Source organism: Paracoccus sp. SCSIO 75233 (genome assembly GCF_027912675.1).
In the GTDB taxonomy this organism is placed as follows: Bacteria; Pseudomonadota; Alphaproteobacteria; order Rhodobacterales; family Rhodobacteraceae; genus Paracoccus.
On sequence record NZ_CP115757.1, the window covers coordinates 2,485,428 to 2,511,391 of the forward strand.

The following is a 25,964-nucleotide window of genomic DNA, read 5'->3' on the forward strand; positions in this document are numbered from 1 at the left end:
GGACATCATGAAAATTGGTTTCATCGGTCTGGGAAATATGGGCATGCCAATGGCGATCAACCTCGCCAAGGCCGGGCATGAGGTGATCGGCTTCGACAAGGTTGCAGCACCGGAAGCCCCGCTTCGTGCGGCGTCATCGGCGGCGGAGGCAGCAACCGGGGCGGATGTTGTGATCACAATGTTGCCGAATGGCGGAATTCTGCAAAGCGTCGCGGCGGAGATCATCCCGGCGATGAAGGCAGGCGCGGTATTCTGCGATTGCTCCACCGTTGACGTCGAAAGCGCGCGAGCCGTCGCCACCGATGCAAATGCCGCTGGGCTGGGCGCGCTGGACGCGCCGGTATCAGGCGGGATCACAGGTGCTGCGGGCGGCACGTTGACATTCATGGTCGGCGGCGGCGCGGAGGCCTTCGCCACTGTGGAGCCCCTGTTCGAGATCATGGGGCAAAAGGCCGTCCATTGCGGCGAATCCGGTGCCGGTCAGGCGGCCAAGATCTGCAATAACATGATCCTCGGCGTCACCATGATCGCAACATGCGAGGCATTCGCGCTCGCCGACAAGCTCGGCCTCGACCGGCAGAAAATGTTCGACGTCGTATCCACATCCTCCGGCTATAGCTGGTCGATGAACGCCTATTGCCCCGCACCGGGGATCGGCCCCAAATCACCGGCGGATAACGGCTACAAGCCGGGCTTCGCGGCAGACCTCATGCTGAAGGATCTCCGCCTCGCCCAGCAGGCGGCAGAAGGCGCGGATGCGGATACCCCGATGGGCGAACTCGCCATGCAGCTTTATGACCGTTTTGTCGGCAGCGAAGACGGTGCCGGACAGGATTTCTCGGCAATGCTGCCAAGATTCGAAAAGCGCGGACGTTCGTGACGAAAGAATTTGTCCTTTAGGACAGGGGGCGTCGTGGAACCGGAAGATGACGGGATGCGTTTGCTGCAAAACAACTGCGTTCAGTCATCCGGTGTCTTGGAATCCCTCCTCATATGCCCTCGCCCTTATCGCGGCGCTCGGAGTTGCCGTTGTGGCCTCCAACGCGCTGCGCGGAGAGGAAGGGACGACCGCCGTCAGCATCCCGATTGGCGAGGTTGCTGACCCGGCACGCCTGCATATTGTATCGCGGCCCGGTCGGTATGGGCTTCGCCCGGCCCCGACCGGCAGCAAATATGCGGTGATGAACGGACGGCTTGTCCGTATCGACGCGGAAAGCGGCAAGGTCCAATCGGTGATCCGACAGGTGGACAGCATTCTCGACTGAGTTCGCCCGCAGCCGGTCCGGACAGATCAGCCGATCAGCGACCGGGCAGCGTCACGGGCAACATCCGTGATCTGCTCGCCCGACAGCATTCGCGCGATCTCATCCACCCGCTCGGCACTGCCAAGAGCCTCCACCCGGCTGGTTGTCATGCCCCCTTCGACCTGCTTCGCCACGCGGAAATGCGTGCTGCCGAGGGCGGCGACCTGAGGTGAATGGGTCACGACAAGCACCTGTGCCGTATCCGCCAGACGCGCAAGACGCCGCCCCACAGCATCCGCCGTCGCGCCACCCACGCCCCGGTCAATCTCATCGAAAATCAGCGTCAGCGCGTCATTTCCGCGTGCAAGACTGACCTTCAGCGCCAGCAGGAAGCGCGACAATTCACCACCCGAGGCGATCTTGTCGAGCGGCCCGGCAGGCGCACCCGGATTGGTTGCGACAGTGAATGCGACGCTGTCGGTCCCATCTGGCCCCGGCTCCGCCGCCAGAACCCGCGTCTCGAAAACTGCCCGCTCCATTTTCAGCGGCGCAAGCTCCGCAGCCATCGCGGCATCCAACCGCTTCGCTGCCGCCTGACGTTCCGCATGGATACGCGCCGCCTCCGCCGTGTAATCCCGCTCCGCCTTGGCGACGGCGTCCTGAAGCCGCGCCAGATCCTCCGCCCCGGCATCAATCGCGGTCAGCCGGTCACGCAGCTCATCGGCCAGCGTTGCCAGATCGTCCGGCACGACATCGTGTTTCCGGGCCAGCGCGCGCAACGCAAACAACCGTTCTTCGGTCGTCTCAAGCTCATGCGGATCGAAATCCATGTCCTGCAGCGCATCGTCCACGCCGGATGCCGCCTCGCCGAGTTCGATCAACGCACGGGAAAGCGCGGAGATCGCACCATCCAGCCGACCCTCTGCCCTCTCCGCCGCGCCCTCAAGCCAACGGTTCGCATCCAGCATCGCCCCTTCGGCACCGTCCGGGCCAAGCGCCTGCGCCGCGCGGGCGACATCTTCCCTGATCCGTTCCGCCGCCTGCATGGTCCGGCGCGCGGTATCAAGCCGTTCGTCCTCTCCCGGCTCCGGTGCAAAATCACCCAGTTCCTTGACAGCATGGCGCAGGAATTCCTCCTCGGCGCGTGCCTGCTCCAACCGCAGTTCTGCCTCGCGCAGCGCCTTCGCAGCATCGCGCCGTGCCGCCCAGAGCGCACGCAGCACCGACAGATCAATCCCGGCGAAAGCGTCCAGCAACTGCCGATGCCCGCGTGGGTTCAGCAGGCCGCGATCATCATGCTGACCATGCAACTCAACCAACGTCTCGGAGAGGTTTCGCAGCACCTCACCCGATGCACGGCGATCATTGATCCACGCCGTCTTGCGCCCGTCATTGCGATTCACACGGCGCAGGATAAGTTCATCCGTCGCCTCGATCCCCAGTTCCTGCAGCACCTCATGCGCCGGATGGCCCGATGGCAGATCGAATACCGCCGTCACCTCGCCTTGTTCGGCACCGCTGCGCACCAGTTCGGCCCGCCCGCGCCAGCCCAGCACAAAGCCGAGGCAATCCAGCAGGATCGACTTCCCCGCCCCGGTTTCCCCGGTCAGCACATTCAGACCGGCGCTGAAATCCAGCTCCAGCCGGTCAATCAGAAGAATGTCGCGGATGTGAAGTTCGCGCAGCATTGCCCCACCCCGTAGGGTGCGCTTCAGCGCACCGTTACAGCCACCTGCCCTGCACGACCTGCCGATAGACCGCGTTGAGCCAGCTATCCCCTTGCGCCGTGGCAGTCAGCCCCCGGCCACGCAACTGATTATACGCATCCTCGTAGAATGGCGAGGACTGGAAGTTGTGACCCAGAATCGCACCCGCCGTCTGCGCCTCGTCGGTCAGGCCAAGCGCCAGATAGGCTTCGACAAGCCGCATCAGTGCTTCGGGCGTGTGCGTGGTGGTCTGGAAATCCTCGACGACCACACGGAAACGGTTGATGGCGGCGGAATAATGCCCGCGCTTCAGGTAATATCGCCCGATCTCCATCTCCTTCGCGGCGAGATGGTCGAAGGCGAGATCGAATTTCAGGATCGAGGAGCGCGCATATTCGCTGTCGGGATATTCCTCGATCACCTCGCGCAGCGCCTGCAGCGCCTGGAAGGTCAGGCCCTGATCCCGCCCGATCTCGTCGATCTGGTCGTAATAGCTGAGTGCCAGCAGATATTTTGCGTAGGCAGCATCGTCATCGCCCGGATAGGTATCGATGAAACGCTGTGCCGCGCCGCGCGCCTCCTCATAATCCTTGTCCTTGTGGTAGGCATAGGCCTGCATGATGAGCGCGCGCTTGGCCCATTGGGAATAAGGATAAAGCCGCTCGATTTCCGAGAAATAATAGACCGCCGTGTCGGGGTCGCGGTTATTCTCCAGCTCATACTCGCCGCGCTTGTAGATTTCCTCGGCTGTGAAGCCTTCGACCGGGACACGCTCGTCCGAATTATTCCCCCCGCAACCAGCGAGAAGGGTCCCAGCCAATACCATAGCCAGAAGTGTCTTGGACGAAACGAAGCGGATCATCGAAACCTGCCTGCCAGAACTTTAGGGCTGCGGACGAGTCATCGCCTTCACAGCCCGGTCGTCCTAGCACAGAACATCAGGGGGCGCAAAATGGCAATGTGGAGATTTTACGGGGGCTTGCGCCGCATGGCGCAAGCGTCATGCGACAGCGATCAGCGCCGGAGCGTTTACCGGGCCATAGGCGGCAACGCCGGCGCCCGGCAGCCGGCATTCCAGATCAGACGCGCAAACTTCCCATTCCCATGCATCCGGTGCCGCAAACAGCGCCCGAAGCAGCTTATTGGTCATCGCATGCCCGGCCCGGTTGCCGCTGTAGCGCGCCAGCAAAGGCGCACCGGCAAGCGCCAGATCGCCCATTGCGTCAAGCATCTTGTGGCGAACAGCCTCATCCTTGTGGCGCAACCCGCCGGGGGACAGAACCTTGTCACCGTCGACCACAACCGCATTCATATAGGTGCCGCCAAGCGCCAGCCCATTCTGGCGCATCACGTCGACATCCGACTGACGGCAGAAGGTCCGGCTGTCCATCAACTCGCGCACGAAAGCGCCGTTGGCCATGTCGAGCGCCTTTTCCTGACGCCCGATAGCGGCATCGGTAAAATCAATGTGAAAGTCGATTTCAAGATGATCGGCCGGTTCGAGACGCGCAACCGCCTCGCCCTCACGCACCTCGACCGGGCGCTTCAGGCGAATGGCCCGCAGCTCAGCATCCTGCACCCGGATGCCCGCCTGAAGGATACCTGACACGAAAATCGCCGATGACCCGTCGAGGATCGGAACCTCCGGCGCGTCGATGCGGATCAGCGCGTTTTGAATACCCGTCCCGGCCAGCGCCGCCATGATATGCTCAATCGTCGACACCCGTGCGCCATGATCGTTTTCGATCAGCGTACACAGTTTCGACGGCACCACGCGATCCCAAAGTGCCGGGATGCGGTTTTCACCTGCCGGAAGATCGGTGCGCTCAAAGACGATGCCATGACCCGTCGGGGCGGGACAGATATCCATGCGTACGGCCACGCCGGAATGAAGTCCTACGCCCCGAAATTCAGTCGCTTTCGCAATTGTTGCCTGCATACGCCTGCCCGTCCGTTGTTTCGCGGCGATTAACTTTGTCCCGCAAGTTTCAATTAGGTTGGGCAGCGCGTCGTCTCAATTAACGTTTTGTGACTCTCTGTAACATTGGCACGGATGCAACATATGGATTTTGCTTGGTTTGCTGCGGCAAACAAGAAAAAGGACCGCCTTTCGGCAGTCCTTCGATGCGTTTTCGACGCGGCTTTGTGACGCCTTTGTTACAGCGCCGTGATCAGTTTGCCTGACGGCGCAGGAAGGCCGGGATCTCCGCATTGCCGGACGGACCGTCCTCTGCCAGATCATCGAAATCCGCGTCCAGATTGCCCTGACGACGGGCCGAAAGACGCTCGCTCACCCGATCCGCAATGGACGCGGAGGAGGGCTTTTCGTTCTGATGGCCGGACATACGCTCGATCATCCGGCCAAGACCCGCCATCCGGCTTTCGCCACGCGGCGGCTCCTGCTCGGCGCGGCGTGGGGTCGGGGCAGGCTTGCGCGATGCGGCACCGGGCTGCGCGGCGGCGGCACGGCGCATCCGCTCCAGCACATCGGCGGGCGGCGTACCACGCTGCGTATTGCCACGCGGGGCGACAAAATCGGCGGCGTCGTCGCGGATCGGATCAGCATGAACCGCCGGGCGCTGCTTCGGCTCCGGCTGATAGGCCGGCTGAGGCATATCGTCCTCAAAGCTCGCGGCAGGCGCGGCAGGCTCCTCGCGGCGCGCCGTTACCGGGGCCTCGCGGCGCGGCGGCACGTCCGCCTCACGCTCGGCTTTCGGGGCCGGGGCGGGCTGCGGCGGTGCAACGGCTTCCACACGGCGCGGCGGTGCCGGCGGCGCAGCCTCTTCCACGGCGGCGTCGATGCCGGTCGCGACAACGGACACGCGGATCGAGCCTTCCATATTCGGATCAAGCGTCGAACCGACGATGATATTCGCATCCGCATCGACCTTGTCGCGGATGATATTCGCCGCTTCGTCCAGTTCGAACAGCGTCAGATCGGTGCCGCCGGTGATGTTGATCAGCACACCTTTCGCGCCGTTCAGGCTGATTTCATCCAGAAGCGGGTTCGCAATCGCCTTCTCCGCCGCCTGCACGGCGCGGTTTTCGCCGTCCGCCTCGCCGGTGCCCATCATCGCCTTGCCCATTTCGTCCATCACGGCGCGGACATCGGCAAAGTCGAGGTTGATCAGACCCGGACGCACCATCAGGTCGGTCACACCCTTGACGCCCTGATACAGCACGTCATCGGCCATCGCGAAGGCTTCGGTGAAGGTGGTCTTTTCATTGGCCAGGCGGAACAGGTTCTGGTTGGGGATGATGATCAGCGTGTCGACATGCTTCTGCAGTTCCTCGACGCCGCCATCGGCCTGGCGCATCCGCTTGCTGCCCTCGAACTGGAAGGGCTTGGTCACGACACCAACGGTCAGGATGCCCATCTGACGTGCCGCCTGCGCGATGATCGGGGCCGCGCCGGTGCCGGTGCCGCCGCCCATCCCGGCGGTGATGAAGCACATATGCGCGCCCTGAAGATGATCGACGATGTCCTCAATCGTTTCTTCCGCCGCCCGCGCGCCGACCTGAGGCCGTGCGCCTGCGCCCAGACCCTCGGTCACTTTCGGGCCAAGCTGGATGCGCGATTCCGATTTCGACTGCTGAAGCGCCTGCGCGTCGGTATTGGCGACCACGAAAACACAGCCATCAAGCTGTTTTTCGATCATGTTGTTGACCGCGTTGCCGCCTGCGCCACCGACACCGAACACGGTGATGCGGGGCTTGAGATCGTCGTCGTCGTTCATCATCAGATTGAGGTTCATGGTTTCCGCCTGTTTTTATGACTGAGAGCTGGGTCTGCGCCCCATCGAATCCCCCGTATTGAACAAACTGTAACTAAGAGAGGGCGAAACGTCATCAGAAAAACGGGTTTTAGCCGCAAAATATTGGGGCCGAGGAATTGAATCCAGCGGTATCTTGCCGACACCTCAGGATATAGCGGAAACCTTGGTCTCCCCTACCATAAATCTTTTCAAACGCCTGTCACCAATTGTTACGAAACCAGCGATAGGCGCGGCGCAGACTGCGCGCAGGATAGGTTTCGTTCGGAGTTTCGAAATCCCACCACTCGTCCTGCGGGTGCGCGGCGAACAGCGCCAATCCGACGGGCGAGGCGAAGTTCGGCCCGGTCAGCTGATGCGGCAGCCCGTGAATGCGCAGCGGCCGCCCGATCCGTACATTCCGGCCAAGCATCCGCGCGGCAAGCCCGTCCAGCCCCGGGATCTGGCTTCCCCCGCCGGTCAGCACGACCTGCTGGCTGGGCATGTGATCGAACCCGGCGGCGTCCAGAATCGCCGCCACTTCCTCCAGAATTTCCTCGACACGGGGGCGCATGATGCCAATCAGATCGGTGCGGCTGACGGTGCGGCGGTCGGTCTCCCAATCGCCGGTATCCCCGCCAAGCTCGATGAATTCGCGGTCGTCGCGGCCCGTGGCCTCCACCCCGCCATTCAGCGTCTTCAGCCGTTCTGCCACCGACATCGGCACCCGCAGGCCCTTCGCGATGTCCTGCGTCACCAGCTCGCCGCCCATCGGGACCGCATCGGCAAAGATCATGTGCTTCTTGACGAAGATCGACACGCCGGTCGCGCCGCCGCCCATATCGATACAGGCCGCACCCAGTTCCTGCTCATCCTCGACCAGCGAGGACAGCGCGGACATATAGGAAGCAGAGGCGATCCCCGCCAGTTCCATATCGCAGCGGCGGATCACATGGATCAGATTGTCGATGGCATCGCCATCCACGGTCAGCACATGCATATCGACGCCCAGACGCTCGCCCGAATGCTCCCGCGGGTCCATCAGCCCACTGCGCCCGTCAACAGTGAAATTCACCGGCTGGGCATGCAGCACCTGACGCCCGCGCCCGAAATTCGGCACCTCACACGCGGCCAGCACCTGCGCAATATCGCCCTGCCCGACCGTCCCGCTTTTCAACGCAATCTCGCCGTCCAGCCCGTAAGAGGCGGGGCGAGCGCCCGCGATACAAGCAATGGCATGATCCACCCGCACCCCGGCGAGCTTCTGGGCATGCTGAACCGCCGTCCGAATGGCGCGTTCGGTCTCGGCCATCGTCTCGATCTCACCGAAGCGCACGCCGCGCGAACGGGTGGTTGCCGCACCAATCACCTTGAAATTCGCCTGACCGGCCATCGGGCCGACCCCGTCCGTCTCGCGATAGACGCCCGGCCCGTCGAATTGCAGGACGAAACAGGCCACCTTGGAGCTTCCGATATCCAGAACCGCGATCACGCCGCGTTGCAGGGCGGCCTGACGCATGTTCCGCATGGCACGCTGTTGCTGGTAAAGATCTTTCATCATCTCTCCTCGCCCTCAGCTTTTCTTGTCCGCATCGGGCAGTTCACGACCGTCCGGTCCCAGCAATGGCTGCTTGCGCGCCGCGCGGATGGTGTTCTGCGCCCTGATCCCGATCCGCGCCAGAGGCCGCGAGCCATCGCGCATATCCACCACCGAGACATCGCGGGACAGCAAATCCTCGGCCTTGTCGAGTGCAATCACCCGCTCAAGCGCCGCGACCGGGGCCGTGGCGGGCAGCTTGATCCGCTGACCGCGATCCAGCACCACATCCCAACGACGCTCCCCCACACGCTGCAAACCGCGCATCCGGGGCAGCAAGGGGCCAGCGGCGGCGAAAATCTGGATCGCCTCCTGCGCCACATCATCCGCGCCCTCGCCAGCAATCAGCGGCAATTCCGGGCGGACGGAGCGCGCCGTGACCGAGGCTACACGCTTGCCATATTCGTCGATCTGCTCGATCCCGCGCGAGTGACGCCACAGCAGCGCCGGTTCCCGCTCCACCACCTCGGCGGCAAGAACCCCGCCGGGCTTGATGCGCAGTTCCACGTCTTTCACGGCATCGAGGATCAGGATGTCCCGGCGAAGCTGGTCCAGATCTATGTCAAAGCTGGATGCGGGCAGATCCACCGGCAGCATCATGCGCAGCGCCTTGTCGACCGGCTCCGACGCGCCGTCGATCACCATCGACTTGACCATGAACTGATCGCGGTTCTGCACCGCCTCGACCATGCCGGTCAGCCCGCCGGACAGCGATGCCCGACGATCCTCGTCCGACAGCCAGAGCAGCGCGGTCATGGCAATCAGAAACGCCGGCAAGCCGACGCGGGTCAGGCGGCGGAAACCGGGGGTCAGCCACATCCGGTTCAGCCGGTAGGCCAGCCGCGACGGCGCCGGGTCACGCTTCGGCTTCTGCGCCTCGCTTTGCGGACGCGGCCAGCCCTTGCGGGGCGGGGTCGGCTGCGGGCTGAAACCCGGATCGTAGCTGTGGTTCATGCCCTGCATAGCGCATCCTCGATCAGCCACGCGCAAAGTGCGGGGAAATCCATCCCCGCAACCGCCGCCTGCTCCGGCGCGAGCGAGGTCGGCGTCATCCCCGGCTGGGTGTTGGTTTCCAGCAGATACAGGCCATCCAGACCGCGGCTGTCATCCCAGCGGAAATCGGTGCGGGTCATGCCGGTGCATCCCAGCAATTGATGGGCGCGCAAGGCATAATCCAGACAGGCCGCCGTGACCTCCGCCGGGATCTCCGCCGGGACCACATGGCGGGAGCCGCCTTGCTTGTATTTCGCATCATAATCGTACCAGCCATCGGTGACGATCTCGGTCACGCCAAGCGCCCGGTCACCCAGCACGGTCGTGGTCAGTTCGCGCCCCGGCACATAGGTTTCCACCATCACCTCGGGCGGCATCTGCGCGCCGATCTGCGCCGGGCCGTTCGCGCCGTCGCGCACGATGTAAATCCCGACGCTGGAACCTTCGGCATTCGGCTTCACCACATAGGGCGGCGGCATCGGATGTTCGCGCCGCGCCTGTTCGGTCGGCACGACCAGGCTGTCGACGATCGGCAGCCCTGCCTCGCGGTAAATCTGCTTGGTCCGGGTCTTGTCCATCGCAAGGGCCGAGGCCAGCACGCCGGAATGTGTGTAAGGAATACCCAGCCATTCCAGCATGCCCTGCACACAGCCATCCTCACCCCAACGGCCATGAAGCGCGTTGAAGATCACATCCGGCTTCACATCCGCCAGTCGCGCTGGCAGGTCATGCCCCGCGTCGATTTCCGTTACGTCATAGCCCGCCTGCCGCAGCGCATTCGCGCACTCCGCCCCGGTGGACAAGGACACCTCGCGCTCTGCCGAGGGTCCGCCCATCAGGACGACGACTTTCGGGGCTGTCCTGCTCGACCTGCCCGCCATCTCGCCTTTCTGCCCGGTTGTTCCGGGAACGTCTTATTTTCGCCCGGTTTGTTCCGGGTCGTCGTGATCGTTCCAGTCTAGCCGAAGCAGGCGAATCAGGGAAGGGGGCTTATGCACGCTTCGGCGGAAAACCGGATTGTCCAGCCATCTGCCCAAGCGTGGCCGTCAATCGCCCCCATCCACCGGGCCGCCAGCCAAGGTCGCGCAGCCGGTCGGTCCGCATCTCGTTATACCCTCCGAGATCGGCAGCGGGAGGCAGATCGCCGGACACCTCGGTCAGGCGCTGCCATTCCGCCAGCATCTCCCGCCGGTCCAGCAGCAAATCCGATACGTTGAACACCCCGCCCGTCCCGTTCAGCCCAAGCCGCATGGCAGCGGCCAGATCGTCGCCATGCACCTCCGTTCCGGCGCGGGCGGGGATGGGTTTCCCTGCGGCGAAATCCTCGAACAGATCGGCCCATTTATGGCGCTGCCCCGGACCGGGCGCGCCATAAACCCCGGTTGCACGCAAGATCGTCGCGGGCTGGCCCGACGCCAGCAGCGCCTGTTCCGCCTTCAGCTTGGCCTGCCCGTAAAGCGTATCGGGGCGGCATGCCATCTCCTCCGACAGCATACCATCCTGCGGCCCGTAAACCGCGCGGGTGGAGAGGAACACGACCCGTGCGCCCGCCCGTTCCGCAGCCCGGAACAACCGCAGCGAGCCGTCCAGATTACGGGCCAGAAACCCCGCCGCATCTTCCCCCTCCCCGCCCCGGTAACGACCGGGAACATGGTCAAATGCGGCGTGAATCACGGCATCGGCACCGGCCAGTTCCGGGACCTCCCCGTCGAGATCATAGGCGACATGCCGCACCTCGCCGTCAAAGAAGCCGCCTTCGGGGGCGCGGCGGGTCAGCACCGTGACTTCATCCCCGGCCCGCAGCGCCTCGTTCACCAGAAACCGCCCGACCAGCCCGGTGCCGCCGGTGATCGCCAGCCTCATTCCGGGTCCGTCAGGCTGGAGAGATCGAGCCGCGGCCCCTGCCCCGCAAAGCCCCGCCACAGGTCGATCAGCGGACGCAACTGATCAGCCTTGTCGTGATCCTGCCAGGGTTTTTCATATTGGTAATGCAGGATGTAGATCTCATCCCACGCCCACAGATCGGGCATGTTGAACCACACATATTGCAGCATGTTGAAGAACACCGGCAGCCCATGCCAATCGGGAAAGAACTCTTGCAAAAACGTCTGATCCGTCCGCCGCCAGAACATGCCGGGCCGGTCCAGCCGGTCGAGCATCGCGGCAAAGGTCTCATCCGAAGGGCGCGCGGTAAACACGCCGGAATTCATCCGATGAAAATCGGCGGCGGTTTCATAAACATTCGGCGCGGCGCAGAACTCCGGGTAGCCGAACAGCTTGTCACTGTTTTTCAGCATGATCGCATCAGCGTCGATGAACACGACCGAAGCATATTCGGTCAGTTGCCACAGCCGCAGCTTGGCGAAATTGTCGAGCGGGGTGTGAAAAGGCGGCTTGTTACCCTTGGTGAAGGCGGCGCGGGCGTGCAACGCATCGCGGGCATGGGCGGCGTTGAATTCGGGCGAGGTATTCAGCAGCCCGGTCCGGATCAGCCGCGCCCCGGCCTCGCGCAGCGGTGCCAGCGACGCATCCGGCACCGAGGTATACAGCACCACGATATCCGCATCCGTCCCTGTCGCCCGGATCGAGTTCACGAGGGCCAGCGCACCAAGCGCATAATCCTCGTTCGTGGCCAGCGTGACATAGGCGTGGCGGCTTTCTGCCGCGCGCTCTGCGATCAACCCATCGGACATGTGATGCTCCTTTGTCTGACGGGCCTTGCGATACGACGCGGGCGGTTGATAGATCAAGCGTGATGACCCCTTAGAAAGCCCGCTTGCATGGATATGAGTGCCATTTTCCGCGAACTCATCACGCTTTTCGTGGTCATCGACCCGATCGGTTCGATCCCGGTGTTCCTGTTCGCGACCAAATATGTCCCGCAGGCGCTTCACCGTCGCTTCGCGATCCGCGCGGTATCTGTCGCGACCGTTGTTTTGCTGGGCTTTCTGGCCTTCGGGCAGTTCGTGCTGGAGGCAATGGGGCTGCGGCTCGGCTCGTTCCAGATCGCCGGCGGGATCGTGCTGTTCCTGTTCGCGATGACGATGATTTTCGGCGAGTCAAAACCGCAGCGCGAGATCGAGGAGGCGGAGCGGGATCATCTGGAGGGCGCGGTATTTCCGCTGGCCATGCCGTCTATCGCGTCGCCGGGCGCGATGCTGGGGGTGGTGGTGCTGACCGACAATCATCGCAACTCCATCGGTGATCAACTTGTCACGGCCGGGGCGTTGCTGATCGTGCTGGCGATTACGCTGGCCCTGCTGCTCGCCGCGACGAAGGTCTACAAATATATCGGCAGCACCGGGGCCAATATCATCAGCCGGGTCATGGGCATGTTGCTGGCCGCCGTCGCGGTCGACGCGGTGCTGGGCGGGATGGATATGATGGGGCTCGCCAATGTCGTGGGCGGAGCCGGGGAGATGCTGTCGGGCCAGCAATGATCAGGCTTTGTCGCCGATCCGGATGACCTCCCATTGCAGTTCGTGACCGGATTTTTCGCGCACCCGGTCACGGACCAGCTCGCCCAGGGCTTCAAGATCGGCGGCGGTCGCCCCGCCCGTGTTGAGCAGGAAATTCGGGTGCTTCTCCGACATCTGCGCGCCGCCGAGGCGATGGCCGCGCAGGCCCGCATCGTCTATAAGTTTCCATGCTTTCAGATCATGGCTGTCATCCGCCCGCCCGGTCGACGAAAACCCTGCCGGATTGCGGAAAGTCGAGCCCGCCGTGCAATCTTTCGTCGGCTGCGTCGCGTCGCGCTTGGCCAATTGATCGGTCATTTTCTGGTGCAGCGCCTCCGGCTCTCCGCGTTCGGCGCGGAAGCGGGCGGAGGTGATGACGCTGCCCTCGGCCAGATCGCTGTGGCGATAAGCGAAATGCAGGTTGTCTGGGGTGAGGGTCAGGGTTTCACCGCTACGGGTTATGGCTGTCACGTCGATCAGGCAGTCGGCGACATAGCTGCCATAGCAGCCAGCGTTCATCCGTACAGCACCACCGATACTGCCGGGAATCGTGCGCAGGAAGGTCAGGTCCAGCCCCTGATCCGCCGCCTTCCGGGCGACATGCGCATCAAGCGCCGCAGCACCTGCGATGACCGTATCGCCGTCGAAATCGATCCCGTTGAAGCCGCGCCCGAGCCGGATCACGACGCCGCGAATGCCGCCGTCGCGGACAATGAGATTGGAGCCGACACCCATCGGAAACACAGCAATTGCTGGGTCCAGATTGCGCAGGAAGGTGGCGAGATCGTCGTGATCGGCGGGTTGAAAGAACCAGTCGGCGGGGCCGCCCACGCGCAGCCATGTCAGCCCGTCAAGCGGGCGGTTCGGGGTCAGCGTGCCGCGGGGGGTGGGGAGATTTGTGATCATGGGGAGCGTCGTAGCCAGCGGCGGGCGGGGCGTCAATCATGGTGCGCAACGGGTGCGTGCGGTGCGGGGTGCAACAGTTGATGTTGTAAATGGGTTTGGGGCAGCAATTATTGGGTTTTTCGGGTGTGCCGGGCGTACACCGGGCGTACACAGCGTGTACACAGGGTGTGCACCGGATTGAGGCGGTGCGGGGGTGATGCGCGGGATGTGGGGTATGGATTGGGTCTGGTGCGTTGAAACGCACCCTACAGCGGGTATGGTGCGTTTTTAACGCACCAATCCGGCCCGAACCCATCATCGGCGTTCAATACGGTTGGGCGAATGGAAGGTGCGCTGAAGCGCACCGTACGGGTTGGGTGGCAAAGCAGGCAACGCGCGGGCCGTAGGGTGCGTTTCAACGCACCGATCCCCACACCCCCAAAACCAAAAAATCAGGCGGCTTTTTCCGTCAGACGTTCCGGCAGGCCATTTGTCCATGCCGAGATCGATCCGGCGCCGAGGCAGACCACCATGTCACCGGGGCGCGCCTGTTCGCGGACCAGACGGGCGAGGTCGTCCTCGTCGACCACGGCGCGGGCGTGGCGGTGGCCGTGGGCAATCAGACCGGCGACGAGGTCGTCGCGGCTGGCGCCGGGGATCGGGTCTTCGCCTGCTGCATAGACATCGGCGATGCCGACCACATCGGCCTCGTTGAAGCAGGTGCAGAAATCCTCGAACAGGCCCGACAGGCGCGAGTAGCGATGCGGCTGATGCACGGCGATGACGCGGCCCTTGGTGGCCTGACGGGCGGCCTTCAGCACGGCGGCGATCTCGACCGGGTGGTGGCCGTAATCGTCGATGATCGTCACGCCGTTCACCTCGCCCACGCGGGTGAAGCGGCGACCAACGCCGCCGAATGCCGCAAGCGCCTCGCGGATTTCGGCGCGTTTCATGCCCAGATGGCGGGCCACGGCGACAGCGGCCAGAGCGTTCGAGACGTTGTGATCGCCGGGCATGGGCAGGGCACAATCCTCGATCACCGGGACCTCGCCGTCATTCAGATCGGCCTCGCCCTGCAAGGCGATGTCGAAATGGGCGACGCCGTTTTCATAGCGCAGATTGACCGCGCGGACATCGGCCTGGGCGTTGAAGCCGAAGGTGACGACGCGGCGGTCGGTCAGGCGGCCGACAAGGGCCTGCACCTCGGGGTGATCGGTGCAGCACACGGCGAGGCCGTAGAACGGGACCGAGGAGGCGAAGTTGTAGAAACCTTCGCGGAGTTTGTCGAAATCGCCCCAGTGCTCCATATGCTCGGGATCGATATTGGTGACGATGGCGATTGTCGCGGGCAGGCGGTTGAAGGAGCCGTCGCTTTCATCGGCTTCCACCACCATCCATTCCCCGGCACCGGCGCGGGCGTTGGAGCCATAGGCGTGGATCACCCCGCCATTGATGACGGTCGGGTCGAATTTTCCGTGATCGAGCAGCGTGGCGACCATCGTCGTCGTCGTGGTCTTGCCGTGGGTGCCGCCGATGGCGATGTTCGAACGCAGGCGCATCAGTTCGGCCAGCATCTCTGCCCGGCGGACGATGGGCAGGCCGCGACGGCGGGCCTCTTCCAGCTCCGGGTTGCCCTTCTTGATGGCGGTGGAGATGACCACGACCCCGGCCTCGCCGATATTTTCTGCCTTCTGCCCCTCGAACACACACGCGCCGAGTTTTTCCAGCCGGTCGGTGATTTTCGAGCGTTTCGCGTCCGAGCCCTGCACGTCATAGCCAAGCGTTATCAGAACCTCGGCAATACCCGACATGCCGATCCCGCCGATGCCGACGAAGTGAATGGGGCCCAGTTCGCCGGGCAGTTTGGTCGCAGCATTCATGCAGCAAGCTCCGTAACAAGTTCATGGAGACGCGCGGTGGCGTCCGGCCGGCCAAGCGCGGCGGCGGCATGGGCCATTTGCGTTGCGCGGTCAGCATCAGTCAGAATTGCAGCGATGTCGCGCGTCAGCGTCGCTGCGTCAACTATCGATTCAGGCAGGACAATCGCAGCATGCGCATCGGCAAGAGGCCGCGCATTGGCGGATTGGTGGTCGCCCATGGCGGCGGCGTAGGGGATCAGGATCGAGGGGCGGCCAATCGCCGTGATGTCCGCGACGGAGGAGGCACCGGCGCGGCTGATGACCAGATGGCAGTCGGTCAGCCGCTCGGGGACATCGGCGAAGAACGGTTCGATCTCGGCCTTGATCCCGGCGGATTGATAGGCGGCGACGACGCGGTCGTGATCCTCGGAGCGGGCCTGATGGGCGACGTTCAGGCGGCGGCGGATGTCTTCGGGAAGGGCCGCGACGGCTGCGGGCACGATGTCGGAGAGGACGCGCGCGCCCTGACTGCCGCCGATCACCAGCAGGTTGAGCTGGCCGTCACCGGGCGGGTCATAGGCGGCACCGGCGCGGGCCAGTACCGACTGGCGGACCGGGTTGCCGGTATGGGTGCCGGTAACGCCCTGCGGCAGCGCGGTCGGCCAGATGCCGCAGGCGACGCGGTCGACTCGCGGGGCAAAAAGCGTGTTGACCCGGCCCATGACGCCGTTCTGTTCGTGGATCATGCGGGGAATGCGCATGGAGAGCGCCGCCGACATGGCCGGGATGGTCGGGTAGCCGCCGAAGCCGATCACGACATCGGGCCGGTCGCGGCGGAAGGCTCGGCGGGCGGCGAGGATGCCGGATGCGATCTTGAACGGTGCGGAGAGCTTGCCGGTCAGTCCGCCGCGCGCCGTGGTGGCGGAAGGCAGGATCTCGCGACTGACCTCTGCCGGGAAGGCGGTGGCGTAGCGCGCGCCGCGGTCATCGGTCGAGAGCTTTACTCGCCAGCCATCTTTCAGCAGTGCCTCCGACAAAGCCTGTGCGGGGAACATATGCCCGCCGGTCCCGCCGGCCGCGATCAGTGCATATTTCGGCATCAGCGGCCCCGTCCGATAACGTCGGAGATCTCCCCCTGCGGGCGGTGGCGGGTCAGCGCCAGCAGCATCCCCATAGCGATGCCGGACGCGATCACCGAAGAGCCGCCATAGCTGACAAACGGCAGCGTCATCCCCTTGGCGGGCAGCAGGCGCACGGCGACGCCCATATTGATCAGCGCCTGCACGCCGAAGGCACAGGCCAGCCCGGTGCCGGCGATGCGGGCAAACGGGTCACGCTCACGCAGCAGCCGCATCAGCGAGCGGAACACGATGGTGGCGTAAAGTGCGATGATGCAAAGCACCATGACGAGGCCGTACTCCTCCGCAGCGACGGCGATGATGAAATCGGTATGCGCGTCGGGCAGCGACCATTTGACGGTCCCTTCCCCCACGCCGACGCCGAAGAAGCCGCCCTCCTGAATGGCATTGGTGGCATAGCCGAGCTGGGTGCGCGGATCGACCTCGGGCGAGAGGAACCCGTCAATGCGGCGGGCGAAATGCTCCGACGAGCCATAGGCGAGGAACCCGCCAACCACGGTCAGACCGGCCACGCCGAGCAGGATTGCCATCGGCGCACCGGCCACAAAGAACATCACGCACCACGAGAACAGCACCAGCGAGGCTTGCCCGAAATCGGGTTGCATCACCAGCATCATGACCACGGCGGCGGTGATGACAAAGCTGATGGTCCGGCCGGGCGGGCCGCCGACTTCCTGACTGGCGGCCATGCACCAGGCGACGGAGACGATGAGGAAGGGTTTCAGGAACTCCGACGGCTGGACAGAGGCGAAGCCGAGGCTCAGCCAGCGGGTCGCGCCCTTGCCGAAATCGGTCCCGATCACCGGCAATGCGGCAACGACCAGCACCGAGATAAAGAACCCGATCACCCCGATCCGGCGGATCTGACGCGGGTTCATCAGCGAGATCACGAACATCACGACCAGGCCGAGCAGCCCGAACATCGCCTGCCGCTTCACATAGTAGAATGCAGGCAGGTTATGCTTCTCCGCCAGCGGCACCGACGCCGCGAGGCCAAGCAGCAGCCCGACCGCGAACAAACACAGCACCGCGAACAGGGACCACCTGTCCACGGTCCGCCACCATCTGGGGAGAATCGGGTCGCCTTCCCGCACTGGGGTTGCGCCAAAGACCATCTCGGTCATGGGAATACCGCCGTCACTGCCTCTGTTCCTGCCCGTTTTCCGGGTCTGTGAAGGCAGCATAGCGCGATTGTGGCGCTGGCGCTACAGGTGATTCGCTGTCTTGGCGGATATGTGCGCGGGCTTGTGCGATTTGCAAAGCCAGACGATAGAAGGGCGGCAAACCCAAATCGACAAGAGGCCCGCATGGACAGTTCGCAAAACGGCTGGGAAGCCTCTGCCGCCGCGTGGATCGCCGATATGGGCGATACCGGCGATCTCTCGCGGCAATTCGTGCTGGACCGCCCGATGCTTGAACGGGTCCGGCAGGGCAATTTCCGCAACGCGCTGGATGTCGGATGCGGCGAAGGGCGATTTTGCCGGATGCTGCGCGCCGAAGGCATAGAGACAACTGCAATAGAACCGACCCGCACGCTGCGCGAAACCGCGCAGGCCCGCGACCCGGACGGGGTTTATATTGACGCCACAGCCGAGGCCCTGCCCTTTGACGACGCGCGCTTTGATCTGGTCGTCAGCTATCTGACGCTGATCGATATTGACGGCGCGGAAGCAGCCATTGGCGAAATGGCGCGTGTTCTCAAACCCGGCGGATCGCTGCTGATCGCCAATATCAACGGCTTCGCCACTGCCGGTGCCTGGCATCGCAACGATGAGGGCGAGGCGCTTTTCTTCGGGATAGATCGCTATCTTGACGCCCGCCCCGAATGGGTGAGTTGGCGGGGGATCGCGATCCGCAACTGGCACAGACCGCTGAGCATGTATATGCAGCTTCTGCTGCATACGGGATTGCGGCTGGTCCACTTCGACGAACCGTCCCCGGATACCGGCGCAGAACCCGGATGGGCCGAGCGCAACCGGAGGATCCCGTTTTTCCACCTTATGGAGTGGCGCAAAGCCTGACCGGCCGGGATTGCTGGACGCTGTCGGCCGGCCGCGCTACTGTGATCCCCGTTCCAGAAAGGACATCATCATGGCAGACGACCCGCTGTTCATCCTGATCCTTGTCGCGCTGCTCGGCGTGGTGACGGTGCTGGCGATTGGCGTTGGCGGTTTCGGCATCGGCGGCAGCTTCAACGCCAAGCATGGCAACCGGATGATGCGGCTGCGGATCATCGCGCAGGCCATCGCCATCGTGCTGATCCTGATCTTCATCGCGCTGCCCGGCGGCGGCTGATGGTCGTTCTGAACCGGATCTACACCCGCACCGGCGATGGCGGGCAGACGGCGCTGTCCGATGGCAGCCGCGTTGCGAAACACGATACGCGTGTCGAAGCTTATGGCGCCGTGGACGAACTTAATGCGACGCTTGGCCTGTGCGCGCTGCATGCCGAAGGCGGAATCGCGGCGCGGATCGCCATGATACAGAACGAATTATTCGACCTCGGCGCGGATCTGTCGCGCCCGGACATGGCGGCGGACAAGGATGCGCCATATCCGGTGCTGCGCATCATCGACGCTCAGGTGCAGCGGCTGGAGACGGAGATTGACCAGATGAACGCGACGCTGGAACCGCTGCGCAGTTTCATCCTGCCCGGTGGCAGCGCGCTTGCGGCGCATCTGCATCTGGCGCGGACGGTCGCACGCCGCGCTGAACGCCGCGCAACGGCTCTGGCAACGCAATCGGACGTCAATCCGGCGGCACTGCATTACCTCAACCGGCTGTCGGACTGGCTGTTCGTGGCGGCGAGGGTTGCAAATCCCGGCCAATCCGGCGACGTTCTCTGGGTTCCGGGCGCCAGCCGGGAGGCCAGTTCATGACGTTTACGTCAACGCAGCGTCATGGGATTTTCCCCTGTCCTTGCGTCCAAGTGCCAGCTATCAAATGCAACGAATTGCTTGATGCAACAAAAGGGAGAAGGTGCCGATGAAGGTCCTCGTGCCGGTTAAGCGCGTGATTGACTATAATGTGAAGCCGAAGGTTAAGTCTGACGGTTCCGGTGTTGATCTTGCGAATGTGAAGATGTCGATGAACCCGTTCGACGAGATTGCCGTGGAAGAGGCGATCCGTCTGAAGGAGGCGGGGACGGCGGAAGAGGTCGTGGTGGTCTCGATCGGCGTGAAGCAGGCGCAGGAGACGCTGCGCACGGCGCTGGCCATGGGCGCGGACCGGGCCATTCTGGTGGTCGCGGCGGATGATGTGCATCAGGATATCGAGCCGCTGGCGGTCGCGAAGATCCTGAAAGCGGTGATCGACGAGGAACAGCCGAAGCTGGTCATCGCCGGGAAACAGGCCATCGACAACGACATGAACGCGACCGGCCAGATGCTGGCAGCCCTGCTCGGCTGGGGTCAGGCGACATTCGCGTCGAAGCTGGAGATCGCGGGCGATGCGGCCAAGGTCACCCGCGAGGTCGATGGCGGTCTGCAGACCATCGAGGTGAAACTGCCCGCCATCGTGACGGCGGATCTGCGGCTGAACGAACCGCGCTATGCCTCGCTGCCGAACATCATGAAGGCGAAGAAGAAGCCGCTGGATGAGAAGACGGCGGCGGATTACGGCGTGGACGTGACCCCGCGGCTGGAGATCACCCACACCGCCGAACCCGAGGGCCGCAAGGCCGGGATCATCGTCGGCGATGTCGACGAGCTTGTCTCGAAACTGAAAGAAGCGGGGGTTGTGTGATGGCTGTTCTGCTGCTGGGTGAAGTCACCAATGGGGAACTCAACGCGGATGCCACGGGCAAGGCGGTCAATGCGCTGAAGGGTCTGGGCGATGTGACGGTGCTCTGTGCCGGATCGTCGGCCAAGGCTGCCGCTGAGGAAGCCGCGAAGATCGACGGCGTGGCCAAGGTGCTGGTCGCCGAGGATGCGCTCTATGGCCACCGTCTGGCCGAACCGACCGCCGCGCTGCTGGTCGAACTGGCGGGCGATTACGACCATATCGCGGCGCCCGCGACGACGGATGCCAAGAACATCATGCCGCGCGTGGCGGCTTTGCTGGATGTGATGGTGATTTCGGATGTCTCCGAGGTGGTCGATGCCGACACGTTCAAGCGTCCGGTCTATGCGGGCAACGCGATCCAGACGGTGAAGTCGAAGGACGCCAAGAAGGTGCTGACCGTGCGCACCGCCAGCTTCGATGCGGCAGGCGCGGGCGGCTCCGCATCCGTCACCGATCAGGCGATCGGCCCGGATCCGGCCCTGTCATCCTGGGTCTCGGACGAGGTTGCGGAAAGCGACCGCCCGGAACTGACCTCGGCGGGCCGCGTGGTCTCCGGCGGTCGCGGCGTCGGCTCGGAAGAGAACTTCGCGATCATCGAGGCGCTCGCCGACAAGCTCGGCGCTGCCGTCGGTGCCAGCCGCGCGGCGGTCGATTCAGGCTTCGCCCCGAATGACTGGCAGGTCGGCCAGACCGGCAAGGTGGTCGCGCCGGAGCTTTACATCGCCATCGGCATCTCCGGCGCGATCCAGCACCTTGCGGGGATGAAGGATTCGAAGGTCATCGTGGCGATCAACAAGGACGAGGAAGCCCCGATCTTCCAGATCGCCGATTACGGCCTCGTCGGCGACCTCTTCAACATCGTCCCGGAACTGACCGAAAAGCTCTGAGCCTTTCAGCCTGGCTTAAATATCCATCAACCGCGCGGTGCAAAAGCGCCGCGCGGTTCCCGTTTCAAAACCACATTCAGAAACAGCGCCGAAATCTTCGACGACGTCACCGTATGATCGGCCATCAAGCCCCTTCCCGGGCCAGCCCCGCCGCAACGTCCTTGCGGTTTTCGCAAGTCCGCTATGGCCGCCCTGCCCCTTCTGCATTGATCCGCGCCGCCACTCGCCCTATCGTCCGCGCGACTCATGAAAGGACAGATCATGGCAATCGAATCCGTAGGTGTGGTCGGCGCAGGTCAGATGGGGAACGGCATTGCGCATGTCTTTGCCCTCGCCGGCTATGACGTCATCCTGAGCGACGTGAATGGTGAGGCGCTTGAAAACGCGGTCGCGCTGATCACCAGGAATCTCGACCGGCAGGTGAAGGGCGAGAAAATCTCCGCCGATGCGAAGGACGCAGCACTCGGGCGCATCCGGACCACGCTGGAGCTGAAAGATCTCGGCTCGTGCGATCTGATCATCGAGGCGGCAACGGAGCGTGAAGCGGTCAAGCACAAGATTTTCGAGGAATTGCTGCCGCATCTGAAGCCGGAGACGATCCTGACCTCCAACACCTCGTCCATCTCCATCACGCGACTGGCCAGCCGGACCGACCGGCCCGGCAAGTTCATGGGTTTCCATTTCATGAACCCGGTTCCGGTGATGCAGCTTGTGGAGTTGATCCGCGGTATCGCGACGGATGAGGACACCTATAAAACGCTGGTCGAGGTGGTCGAGAAGCTTGGCAAGACCTCCGCAACCGCCGAGGATTTCCCGGCCTTTATCGTCAACCGCATTCTGATGCCGATGATCAACGAGGCCGTCTATACGCTTTATGAGGGCGTCGGTTCGGTGAAATCGATCGACCAGTCGATGAAACTGGGGGCAAACTGGCCGATGGGGCCGCTGGAACTGGCGGATTTCATCGGGCTGGACACCTGCCTTGCGATCATGGGCGTGCTGCATGACGGGCTGGCGGATACGAAATACCGCCCCTGCCCGCTGCTGACCAAATATGTCGAAGCGGGCTGGCTGGGCCGCAAATCCGGGCGTGGATTTTACGACTATTCCGGTGATACGCCGGTGCCGACCCGCTGAGACCGGAATGATATGCGAAAAGGGCCGGAGCGATTGCTCCGGCCTTTTTTAGTGGCGCGTTGGTGGCGCGCTGCCGCTGATGTCGGATTAAAGCTGAACCGGACGATCATCCGTCGGCGTCGGCGCTTGCGGCGCGGCACGGCGTTCGGTCATGAACTGGTCGAATTCCGCCTTGTCGCGGGCCTCGCGCAGCCGGGTCATGAAGGCCGTGAACTGCTCATGCTCTTCTTCCAGCCGCTTCATCGTCGCCTCGCGATAGGCGTCGAATGCGGTATTCCCGGAACTTCCGAATTTGGTTTTGTGCTTACTGTATCTGCGGTTTTTGCAGCCCATGCGATTGCTCCCGATCATGTAAATGAGGATGGCCAGACCGACCGGCCAGACGAAGATAAAGCCCACGATCATTGTCGCGAACCATGCGGGCCGGCCCCGTTCGTCGAGCCAGTCCCTGATCCCTTCAAGGGCATGCCGTACCCGTGTTGCCGGACCCGGTCGCCATTCCGTCGTTGCGCTGTTTTCCATTCCAAGCTCCCGTTGCTGACTATGTGAATGCCATTCACATTACAAGAAATGGGATTTGCGACGCCCCGGTCAAGAGTTACCGAAAGATTTTTTCGAAAACCGCTTCAGCCGCGTTCGGGCGAGGTTCCGTTCAGCAGCCCAAGCCCGTTCAGATAGATCAGCACGCCCGAGCTGAGAATATCGCTGGCGGAAAACTGCGTGATCGCGCTTTGCTTGCTGCGGGCGAAAAGCTCGACGACGCCGTGGCTCATCGCCCAGATATGGTTGGCGATCATGCTGACCGGCGGTCTTGTCTCCGGCGGGGCGGCATCGACGAGTTCCTGCGTCACCTTGATCAGCACCGAGAATGCGTCTTCATAGACCTGATAAAGCGTGCTGTTCCGGGTGATCGCGATACCGCTTTCGAACATCGCCATGTAATAGCCCTGATGTTCTTCGGCAAATTTGAGATAGCTGCTGCCCACACGTTGTATCGCATCAAGCGGGGTCGGGCCGCCTTCGCCATAGGCCTTGCTGAGCGCCTTGCCAAATTCGATGAAGCCGAGGCGGGCGACCTCCTCCAGCAGATCGTCGCGGCCCTTGAAATGACGGTAAGGTGCGGCTGCGGACACCCCCGCCCGCCTTGCCGCCTCGCTGAGTGAAAAAGAGTGCGGGCCGGTCTTTTCGATCAGATAGATCGCGGCTTCGATCAGGGCTTCGCGGAGGTTCCCGTGATGGTAGGACCGACGACGCAGGGCCAAAACCTAGCGGCCCTCGCCGAAGCGGTTCGCGACAAGCGCCGCCAACGCCTCCGCCAGTTCGGCGGCTTGCGCGCCGCTGGTCACGACATCGATTTCAGTGCCGCGACTGGCGGCGAGCATCAGCAGGCCCATGATCGAATCGCCCGACACCGTCATGCCTTCGCGGCTGACATTCGCCTCCGCATCGAATTTCTCGACCGTTTCGACGAATTTCGCGGAGGCGCGGGCGTGGAGACCCTTTTCATTCACGATCTGAAGGACGCGGTTCACTGTGCCGTTCGTCATTGCGCCGCTCTGCGCGCCGACAGCTCATCCAGTACGTTATAGCTGTCGATATATTTGCGTCCCGCCTCTGCCGCCAGCGCGGCGGCGTTCGGGGCCGGAAGATGACGCAGCTTCGCGAGCTTGATCAGCATGGGCAGATTTGCGCCGTAAAGAATGACCCGGTTCCTGACCGCACAGGCTGGCAGGGCAAGATTGGACGGGGAGCCGCCGAAAATATCGGTGACGACCACCACGCCGTCGCCATGATCGACCTCATCTGCGGCGCGGCAGATTTCGTCGCTTTTGGATTCGCGGTTATGCATGTCCTCGATGCTGATCGTCCGCACCTGTGCCTGCGGTCCGACAACGTGCTCCATCGCGGCAAGATACTCCCGCGCGAGCCCCCCATGTGCGACGATAACAATTCCGATCAAGTCTGCGTCCCCTGAGGCGTGGATGTCGAAACCGATAGTTTTGCCGCTTCGTTACTGCGGCGTTCAAGTTCCCTGTGCCGAAGCGACACAGGCCAACCCTGTTCAGCTAGCGCATCTGACATGATTTCGGCAAGTGTTACGGAGCGATGTTGACCGCCTGTGCATCCAAAACCGATGGCAAGATGGGTTTTTCCTTCGGCCAGATGCGCGGGCAGCACGAACAGGATCAGGTCCCGGATCCGTGCGAAGAACTCCGCGTAGCGGGGGTCGTTTTGCACATAATCGCGCACCGGAACATCGCGGCCATCTTTCACCCGCAGCTCCGGCTCCCAATGCGGGTTGGCCAGAAAGCGGCAGTCGAACATCATGTCGATCCCGCGCGGCACGCCGCGTTTATAGGAAAAGCTCTGGACGGAGACGGTGAGCCGCTGGTCCTGATCATATTCAAAGAACCGCGCCAGCTCGGCCTTGAGATCATGCGGCGACATTTCCGAGGTGTTGACCAGCACATCCGCCCTGACCTTGATGGGGGCGAGAATATCCTTTTCGGCCTGAATTCCGTCCAGCGGCGATCCGGCCCCGGCCATCGGATGCCGACGCCGGGTTTCGTTGTAGCGCCGGACCAGCACGGTCGAATCGCAGTCGAGATACAGCACTTCGGGCGCGTATTCCGGATGCCGCGTCAGCCGGTCGATCAATTCGATGACCGCAGAAGCCGAGAAATCACGGTTGCGCACATCCAGACCAAGCGCCAGCGGGGCCGGCCGGGCCGGGCCATCCAGCAGGCGGGGCACCAGCGACAGCGGCAGATTGTCGATTGCCTCGTAACCGAGGTCTTCCAGCACGTTGATCGCCGTCGAGCGCCCCGCACCGGAAGGGCCGGTCACAAGTACCAGCCTTTTCTGGGCGGCATCTGCCGCTTTCGGCGCGGCGGGCTCGTTGGCAATCATTGTTTCGTACATCAGGAAGAAGCGGCTCGGGAATTCTCCGGATCAAGACGCCCGCCTTTCAGCAGCAGGCGGACCGTACCTGGAAGATGAGGTGTTAGCGGACCGAGGACAAGAGGCCGCCGCAAATCAAACAATATAGTGTGGCGAATTGGCGGCAGACGTTTTGTCTCAACACGTCCCAGATCGACGACAAGCCGAATTGGCGCGGATTGGTATTCCGTGCGAATCAGCCCGATCCCGCGCGCCTCGATCAGACCGGCGATGGACGGCGGCGATTCGGCCTGAATGGTGTCCCCGGATTTTGTCAGCAATATCTGATCGTCAGCGATCAGCACCGCACCAATAGCGATCAATTGCAGGGTTAATGCGGACTTCCCGCATCCGGAAGCTCCGGTAATGAGCACGCCTTGGCCATCAAATGCGGCGGCGCTGGCATGAATAAGACGCGTTTCCGTCATTTCCGGCCTTCTGCAGCGCGGCATATTTGCATCCATATTTCCCCCGAATTATCGCTGATGGCGCTAACTTTCCCTGATTTCGCTAACATCAATCATTCGCATCTGTTTTCACAAAAATGCCATGTTATAGGGGCGAAGAGGCCCCCAGATCAGACA

General features: G+C 63.1%; 28 protein-coding genes. 9 read left to right on the forward strand and 19 right to left on the reverse strand.

From position 1 onward, the window contains the following. Window positions 1-7 precede the first annotated feature (7 nt). Both mmsB and PAF12_RS12150 read left to right on the forward strand, forming a co-directional pair. Window positions 8-880 carry a 3-hydroxyisobutyrate dehydrogenase gene (mmsB, locus tag PAF12_RS12145; protein WP_271107206.1) on the forward strand — a complete coding sequence of 291 codons (873 nt, stop codon included), beginning with the start codon at window positions 8-10 and terminating at the stop codon, window positions 878-880. Window positions 881-971: 91 nt separating this feature from the next. Next, window positions 972-1,265, forward strand: coding sequence for a hypothetical protein (locus PAF12_RS12150; RefSeq protein ID WP_271107207.1), 294 nt, complete (start codon window positions 972-974; stop codon window positions 1,263-1,265). 26 nt (window positions 1,266-1,291) lie between these two features. Here PAF12_RS12150 and recN read toward each other — a convergent pair whose 3' ends face one another. The 9 genes from recN to PAF12_RS12195 all read right to left on the reverse strand — a co-directional run bounded on the left by recN (window position 1,292) and on the right by PAF12_RS12195 (window position 11,985). Beyond that, the gene (gene recN / locus PAF12_RS12155) at window positions 1,292-2,932 is read right to left on the reverse strand and encodes a DNA repair protein RecN (RefSeq protein WP_271107208.1); all 1,641 of its coding nucleotides are present in this window, start codon (window positions 2,930-2,932) and stop codon (window positions 1,292-1,294) included. Between the two features lie 34 nt (window positions 2,933-2,966). Beyond that, window positions 2,967-3,812, reverse strand: coding sequence for an outer membrane protein assembly factor BamD (locus tag PAF12_RS12160; RefSeq protein WP_271107209.1), 846 nt, complete (start codon window positions 3,810-3,812; stop codon window positions 2,967-2,969). Between the two features lie 138 nt (window positions 3,813-3,950). Continuing rightward, entirely contained in the window at window positions 3,951-4,889 is a 939-nt protein-coding gene (gene lpxC, locus PAF12_RS12165; RefSeq protein ID WP_271107210.1) for a UDP-3-O-acyl-N-acetylglucosamine deacetylase, read from the reverse strand. Window positions 4,890-5,121: 232 nt separating this feature from the next. After that, complete coding sequence (gene ftsZ / locus PAF12_RS12170) at window positions 5,122-6,705, reverse strand: cell division protein FtsZ (protein WP_271107211.1); 1,584 nt, start codon at window positions 6,703-6,705, stop codon at window positions 5,122-5,124. Window positions 6,706-6,925: 220 nt separating this feature from the next. Beyond that, window positions 6,926-8,260, reverse strand: coding sequence for a cell division protein FtsA (gene ftsA / locus PAF12_RS12175; protein WP_271107212.1), 1,335 nt, complete (start codon window positions 8,258-8,260; stop codon window positions 6,926-6,928). A 15-nt stretch (window positions 8,261-8,275) separates the two neighbouring features. Then, window positions 8,276-9,253 (reverse strand): cell division protein FtsQ/DivIB, encoded by a 978-nt coding sequence (locus PAF12_RS12180; RefSeq protein ID WP_271107213.1) that lies wholly within the window; start codon window positions 9,251-9,253, stop codon window positions 8,276-8,278. Further along, window positions 9,250-10,173, reverse strand: coding sequence for a D-alanine--D-alanine ligase (locus PAF12_RS12185; protein ID WP_271107214.1), 924 nt, complete (start codon window positions 10,171-10,173; stop codon window positions 9,250-9,252). The genes PAF12_RS12180 and PAF12_RS12185 overlap by 4 nt, the downstream gene beginning before the upstream one ends. Window positions 10,174-10,282: 109 nt before the next feature. Beyond that, the gene (locus PAF12_RS12190) at window positions 10,283-11,155 is read right to left on the reverse strand and encodes an NAD(P)-dependent oxidoreductase (RefSeq protein ID WP_271107215.1); all 873 of its coding nucleotides are present in this window, start codon (window positions 11,153-11,155) and stop codon (window positions 10,283-10,285) included. Next, window positions 11,152-11,985, reverse strand: coding sequence for a glycosyltransferase (locus PAF12_RS12195; protein ID WP_271107216.1), 834 nt, complete (start codon window positions 11,983-11,985; stop codon window positions 11,152-11,154). The genes PAF12_RS12190 and PAF12_RS12195 overlap by 4 nt, the downstream gene beginning before the upstream one ends. Before the next feature lie 87 nt (window positions 11,986-12,072). Between PAF12_RS12195 and PAF12_RS12200 the strand changes: the two genes are divergently transcribed. Continuing rightward, window positions 12,073-12,732 (forward strand): MarC family protein, encoded by a 660-nt coding sequence (locus tag PAF12_RS12200; protein WP_271107217.1) that lies wholly within the window; start codon window positions 12,073-12,075, stop codon window positions 12,730-12,732. On the opposite strand, the gene murB is transcribed toward PAF12_RS12200, so the two are convergent. From murB to ftsW, 4 genes are all read right to left on the reverse strand, one after another. Next, window positions 12,733-13,656, reverse strand: a complete 924-nt coding sequence (murB, locus tag PAF12_RS12205; protein WP_271107218.1) for a UDP-N-acetylmuramate dehydrogenase — start codon at window positions 13,654-13,656, stop codon at window positions 12,733-12,735. It abuts the gene before it with no gap. A 431-nt stretch (window positions 13,657-14,087) separates the two neighbouring features. Then, window positions 14,088-15,515, reverse strand: coding sequence for a UDP-N-acetylmuramate--L-alanine ligase (gene murC, locus PAF12_RS12210; RefSeq protein ID WP_271107219.1), 1,428 nt, complete (start codon window positions 15,513-15,515; stop codon window positions 14,088-14,090). Further along, on the reverse strand, window positions 15,512-16,594 hold the full coding sequence (murG, locus tag PAF12_RS12215) for an undecaprenyldiphospho-muramoylpentapeptide beta-N-acetylglucosaminyltransferase (RefSeq protein ID WP_271107220.1): 1,083 nt from the start codon (window positions 16,592-16,594) through the stop codon (window positions 15,512-15,514). Before murG ends, murC begins: the two co-directional genes overlap by 4 nt. Next, a complete protein-coding gene (gene ftsW / locus PAF12_RS12220; protein ID WP_271107221.1) occupies window positions 16,594-17,757 on the reverse strand; it encodes a putative lipid II flippase FtsW in 1,164 nt (387 codons plus the stop codon). The genes murG and ftsW overlap by 1 nt, the downstream gene beginning before the upstream one ends. 183 nt (window positions 17,758-17,940) lie before the next feature. On the opposite strand from ftsW, the gene PAF12_RS12225 reads away from it, so the two are divergent. The 6 genes from PAF12_RS12225 (at window position 17,941) to PAF12_RS12250 (ending at window position 22,440) form a co-directional block, all read left to right on the forward strand. Beyond that, a complete protein-coding gene (locus tag PAF12_RS12225; RefSeq protein ID WP_271107222.1) occupies window positions 17,941-18,654 on the forward strand; it encodes a class I SAM-dependent methyltransferase in 714 nt (237 codons plus the stop codon). A gap of 70 nt (window positions 18,655-18,724) precedes the next feature. Beyond that, window positions 18,725-18,928 carry a twin transmembrane helix small protein gene (locus PAF12_RS12230; protein ID WP_271107224.1) on the forward strand — a complete coding sequence of 68 codons (204 nt, stop codon included), beginning with the start codon at window positions 18,725-18,727 and terminating at the stop codon, window positions 18,926-18,928. Then, window positions 18,928-19,512: a cob(I)yrinic acid a,c-diamide adenosyltransferase gene (locus PAF12_RS12235; protein ID WP_271107226.1), complete on the forward strand. Its 585-nt coding sequence runs from the start codon at window positions 18,928-18,930 to the stop codon at window positions 19,510-19,512. Before PAF12_RS12230 ends, PAF12_RS12235 begins: the two co-directional genes overlap by 1 nt. 106 nt (window positions 19,513-19,618) lie before the next feature. Further along, window positions 19,619-20,377 (forward strand): electron transfer flavoprotein subunit beta/FixA family protein, encoded by a 759-nt coding sequence (locus PAF12_RS12240; RefSeq protein WP_271107228.1) that lies wholly within the window; start codon window positions 19,619-19,621, stop codon window positions 20,375-20,377. Continuing rightward, the gene (locus tag PAF12_RS12245) at window positions 20,377-21,303 is read left to right on the forward strand and encodes an electron transfer flavoprotein subunit alpha/FixB family protein (RefSeq protein ID WP_271107229.1); all 927 of its coding nucleotides are present in this window, start codon (window positions 20,377-20,379) and stop codon (window positions 21,301-21,303) included. The genes PAF12_RS12240 and PAF12_RS12245 overlap by 1 nt, the downstream gene beginning before the upstream one ends. 261 nt (window positions 21,304-21,564) lie before the next feature. Continuing rightward, window positions 21,565-22,440: a 3-hydroxybutyryl-CoA dehydrogenase gene (locus PAF12_RS12250; protein ID WP_271107230.1), complete on the forward strand. Its 876-nt coding sequence runs from the start codon at window positions 21,565-21,567 to the stop codon at window positions 22,438-22,440. Between the two features lie 87 nt (window positions 22,441-22,527). Here PAF12_RS12250 and PAF12_RS12255 read toward each other — a convergent pair whose 3' ends face one another. The 6 genes from PAF12_RS12255 to PAF12_RS12280 form a co-directional block, all read right to left on the reverse strand. Then, complete coding sequence (locus PAF12_RS12255; protein WP_271107231.1) at window positions 22,528-22,962, reverse strand: DUF2852 domain-containing protein; 435 nt, start codon at window positions 22,960-22,962, stop codon at window positions 22,528-22,530. A 104-nt stretch (window positions 22,963-23,066) separates the two neighbouring features. After that, window positions 23,067-23,702, reverse strand: coding sequence for a TetR/AcrR family transcriptional regulator (locus PAF12_RS12260; protein WP_368045144.1), 636 nt, complete (start codon window positions 23,700-23,702; stop codon window positions 23,067-23,069). Window positions 23,703-23,705: 3 nt separating this feature from the next. Further along, the gene (locus PAF12_RS12265; protein ID WP_271107232.1) at window positions 23,706-23,987 is read right to left on the reverse strand and encodes an HPr family phosphocarrier protein; all 282 of its coding nucleotides are present in this window, start codon (window positions 23,985-23,987) and stop codon (window positions 23,706-23,708) included. Then, window positions 23,984-24,400, reverse strand: coding sequence for a PTS sugar transporter subunit IIA (locus PAF12_RS12270; RefSeq protein WP_271107234.1), 417 nt, complete (start codon window positions 24,398-24,400; stop codon window positions 23,984-23,986). Before PAF12_RS12270 ends, PAF12_RS12265 begins: the two co-directional genes overlap by 4 nt. Next, a complete protein-coding gene (rapZ, locus tag PAF12_RS12275; protein ID WP_271107235.1) occupies window positions 24,397-25,362 on the reverse strand; it encodes an RNase adapter RapZ in 966 nt (321 codons plus the stop codon). The genes PAF12_RS12270 and rapZ overlap by 4 nt, the downstream gene beginning before the upstream one ends. Next, a complete protein-coding gene (locus tag PAF12_RS12280; RefSeq protein WP_271107237.1) occupies window positions 25,362-25,808 on the reverse strand; it encodes an HPr kinase/phosphorylase in 447 nt (148 codons plus the stop codon). The genes rapZ and PAF12_RS12280 overlap by 1 nt, the downstream gene beginning before the upstream one ends. Window positions 25,809-25,964: the final 156 nt, after the last annotated feature.

Bases quoted from the DNA above. Each gene is read 5' to 3' on its own strand.
- PAF12_RS12160 (WP_271107209.1), bottom strand. From the start codon at position 3,812: ATGATCCGCTTCGTTTCGTCCAAGACACTTCTGGCTATGGTATTGGCT.
- PAF12_RS12230 (WP_271107224.1), top strand. From the start codon at position 18,725: ATGGCAGACGACCCGCTGTTCATCCTGATCCTTGTCGCGCTGCTCGGC.
- ftsA (WP_271107212.1), bottom strand. From the start codon at position 8,260: ATGAAAGATCTTTACCAGCAACAGCGTGCCATGCGGAACATGCGTCAG.
- lpxC (WP_271107210.1), bottom strand. From the start codon at position 4,889: ATGCAGGCAACAATTGCGAAAGCGACTGAATTTCGGGGCGTAGGACTT.
- ftsZ (WP_271107211.1), bottom strand. From the start codon at position 6,705: ATGAACCTCAATCTGATGATGAACGACGACGACGATCTCAAGCCCCGC.
- murC (WP_271107219.1), bottom strand. From the start codon at position 15,515: ATGAATGCTGCGACCAAACTGCCCGGCGAACTGGGCCCCATTCACTTC.
- ftsW (WP_271107221.1), bottom strand. From the start codon at position 17,757: ATGACCGAGATGGTCTTTGGCGCAACCCCAGTGCGGGAAGGCGACCCG.
- recN (WP_271107208.1), bottom strand. From the start codon at position 2,932: ATGCTGCGCGAACTTCACATCCGCGACATTCTTCTGATTGACCGGCTG.
- murG (WP_271107220.1), bottom strand. From the start codon at position 16,594: ATGCCGAAATATGCACTGATCGCGGCCGGCGGGACCGGCGGGCATATG.
- PAF12_RS12195 (WP_271107216.1), bottom strand. From the start codon at position 11,985: ATGTCCGATGGGTTGATCGCAGAGCGCGCGGCAGAAAGCCGCCACGCC.
- mmsB (WP_271107206.1), top strand. From the start codon at position 8: ATGAAAATTGGTTTCATCGGTCTGGGAAATATGGGCATGCCAATGGCG.
- PAF12_RS12250 (WP_271107230.1), top strand. From the start codon at position 21,565: ATGGCAATCGAATCCGTAGGTGTGGTCGGCGCAGGTCAGATGGGGAAC.
- PAF12_RS12180 (WP_271107213.1), bottom strand. From the start codon at position 9,253: ATGAACCACAGCTACGATCCGGGTTTCAGCCCGCAGCCGACCCCGCCC.
- PAF12_RS12200 (WP_271107217.1), top strand. From the start codon at position 12,073: ATGGATATGAGTGCCATTTTCCGCGAACTCATCACGCTTTTCGTGGTC.
- PAF12_RS12225 (WP_271107222.1), top strand. From the start codon at position 17,941: ATGGACAGTTCGCAAAACGGCTGGGAAGCCTCTGCCGCCGCGTGGATC.
- PAF12_RS12185 (WP_271107214.1), bottom strand. From the start codon at position 10,173: ATGGCGGGCAGGTCGAGCAGGACAGCCCCGAAAGTCGTCGTCCTGATG.
- PAF12_RS12265 (WP_271107232.1), bottom strand. From the start codon at position 23,987: ATGACGAACGGCACAGTGAACCGCGTCCTTCAGATCGTGAATGAAAAG.
- PAF12_RS12190 (WP_271107215.1), bottom strand. From the start codon at position 11,155: ATGAGGCTGGCGATCACCGGCGGCACCGGGCTGGTCGGGCGGTTTCTG.
- murB (WP_271107218.1), bottom strand. From the start codon at position 13,656: ATGATCACAAATCTCCCCACCCCCCGCGGCACGCTGACCCCGAACCGC.
- PAF12_RS12245 (WP_271107229.1), top strand. From the start codon at position 20,377: ATGGCTGTTCTGCTGCTGGGTGAAGTCACCAATGGGGAACTCAACGCG.
- PAF12_RS12240 (WP_271107228.1), top strand. From the start codon at position 19,619: ATGAAGGTCCTCGTGCCGGTTAAGCGCGTGATTGACTATAATGTGAAG.
- PAF12_RS12235 (WP_271107226.1), top strand. From the start codon at position 18,928: ATGGTCGTTCTGAACCGGATCTACACCCGCACCGGCGATGGCGGGCAG.
- rapZ (WP_271107235.1), bottom strand. From the start codon at position 25,362: ATGTACGAAACAATGATTGCCAACGAGCCCGCCGCGCCGAAAGCGGCA.
- PAF12_RS12255 (WP_271107231.1), bottom strand. From the start codon at position 22,962: ATGGAAAACAGCGCAACGACGGAATGGCGACCGGGTCCGGCAACACGG.
- PAF12_RS12280 (WP_271107237.1), bottom strand. From the start codon at position 25,808: ATGACGGAAACGCGTCTTATTCATGCCAGCGCCGCCGCATTTGATGGC.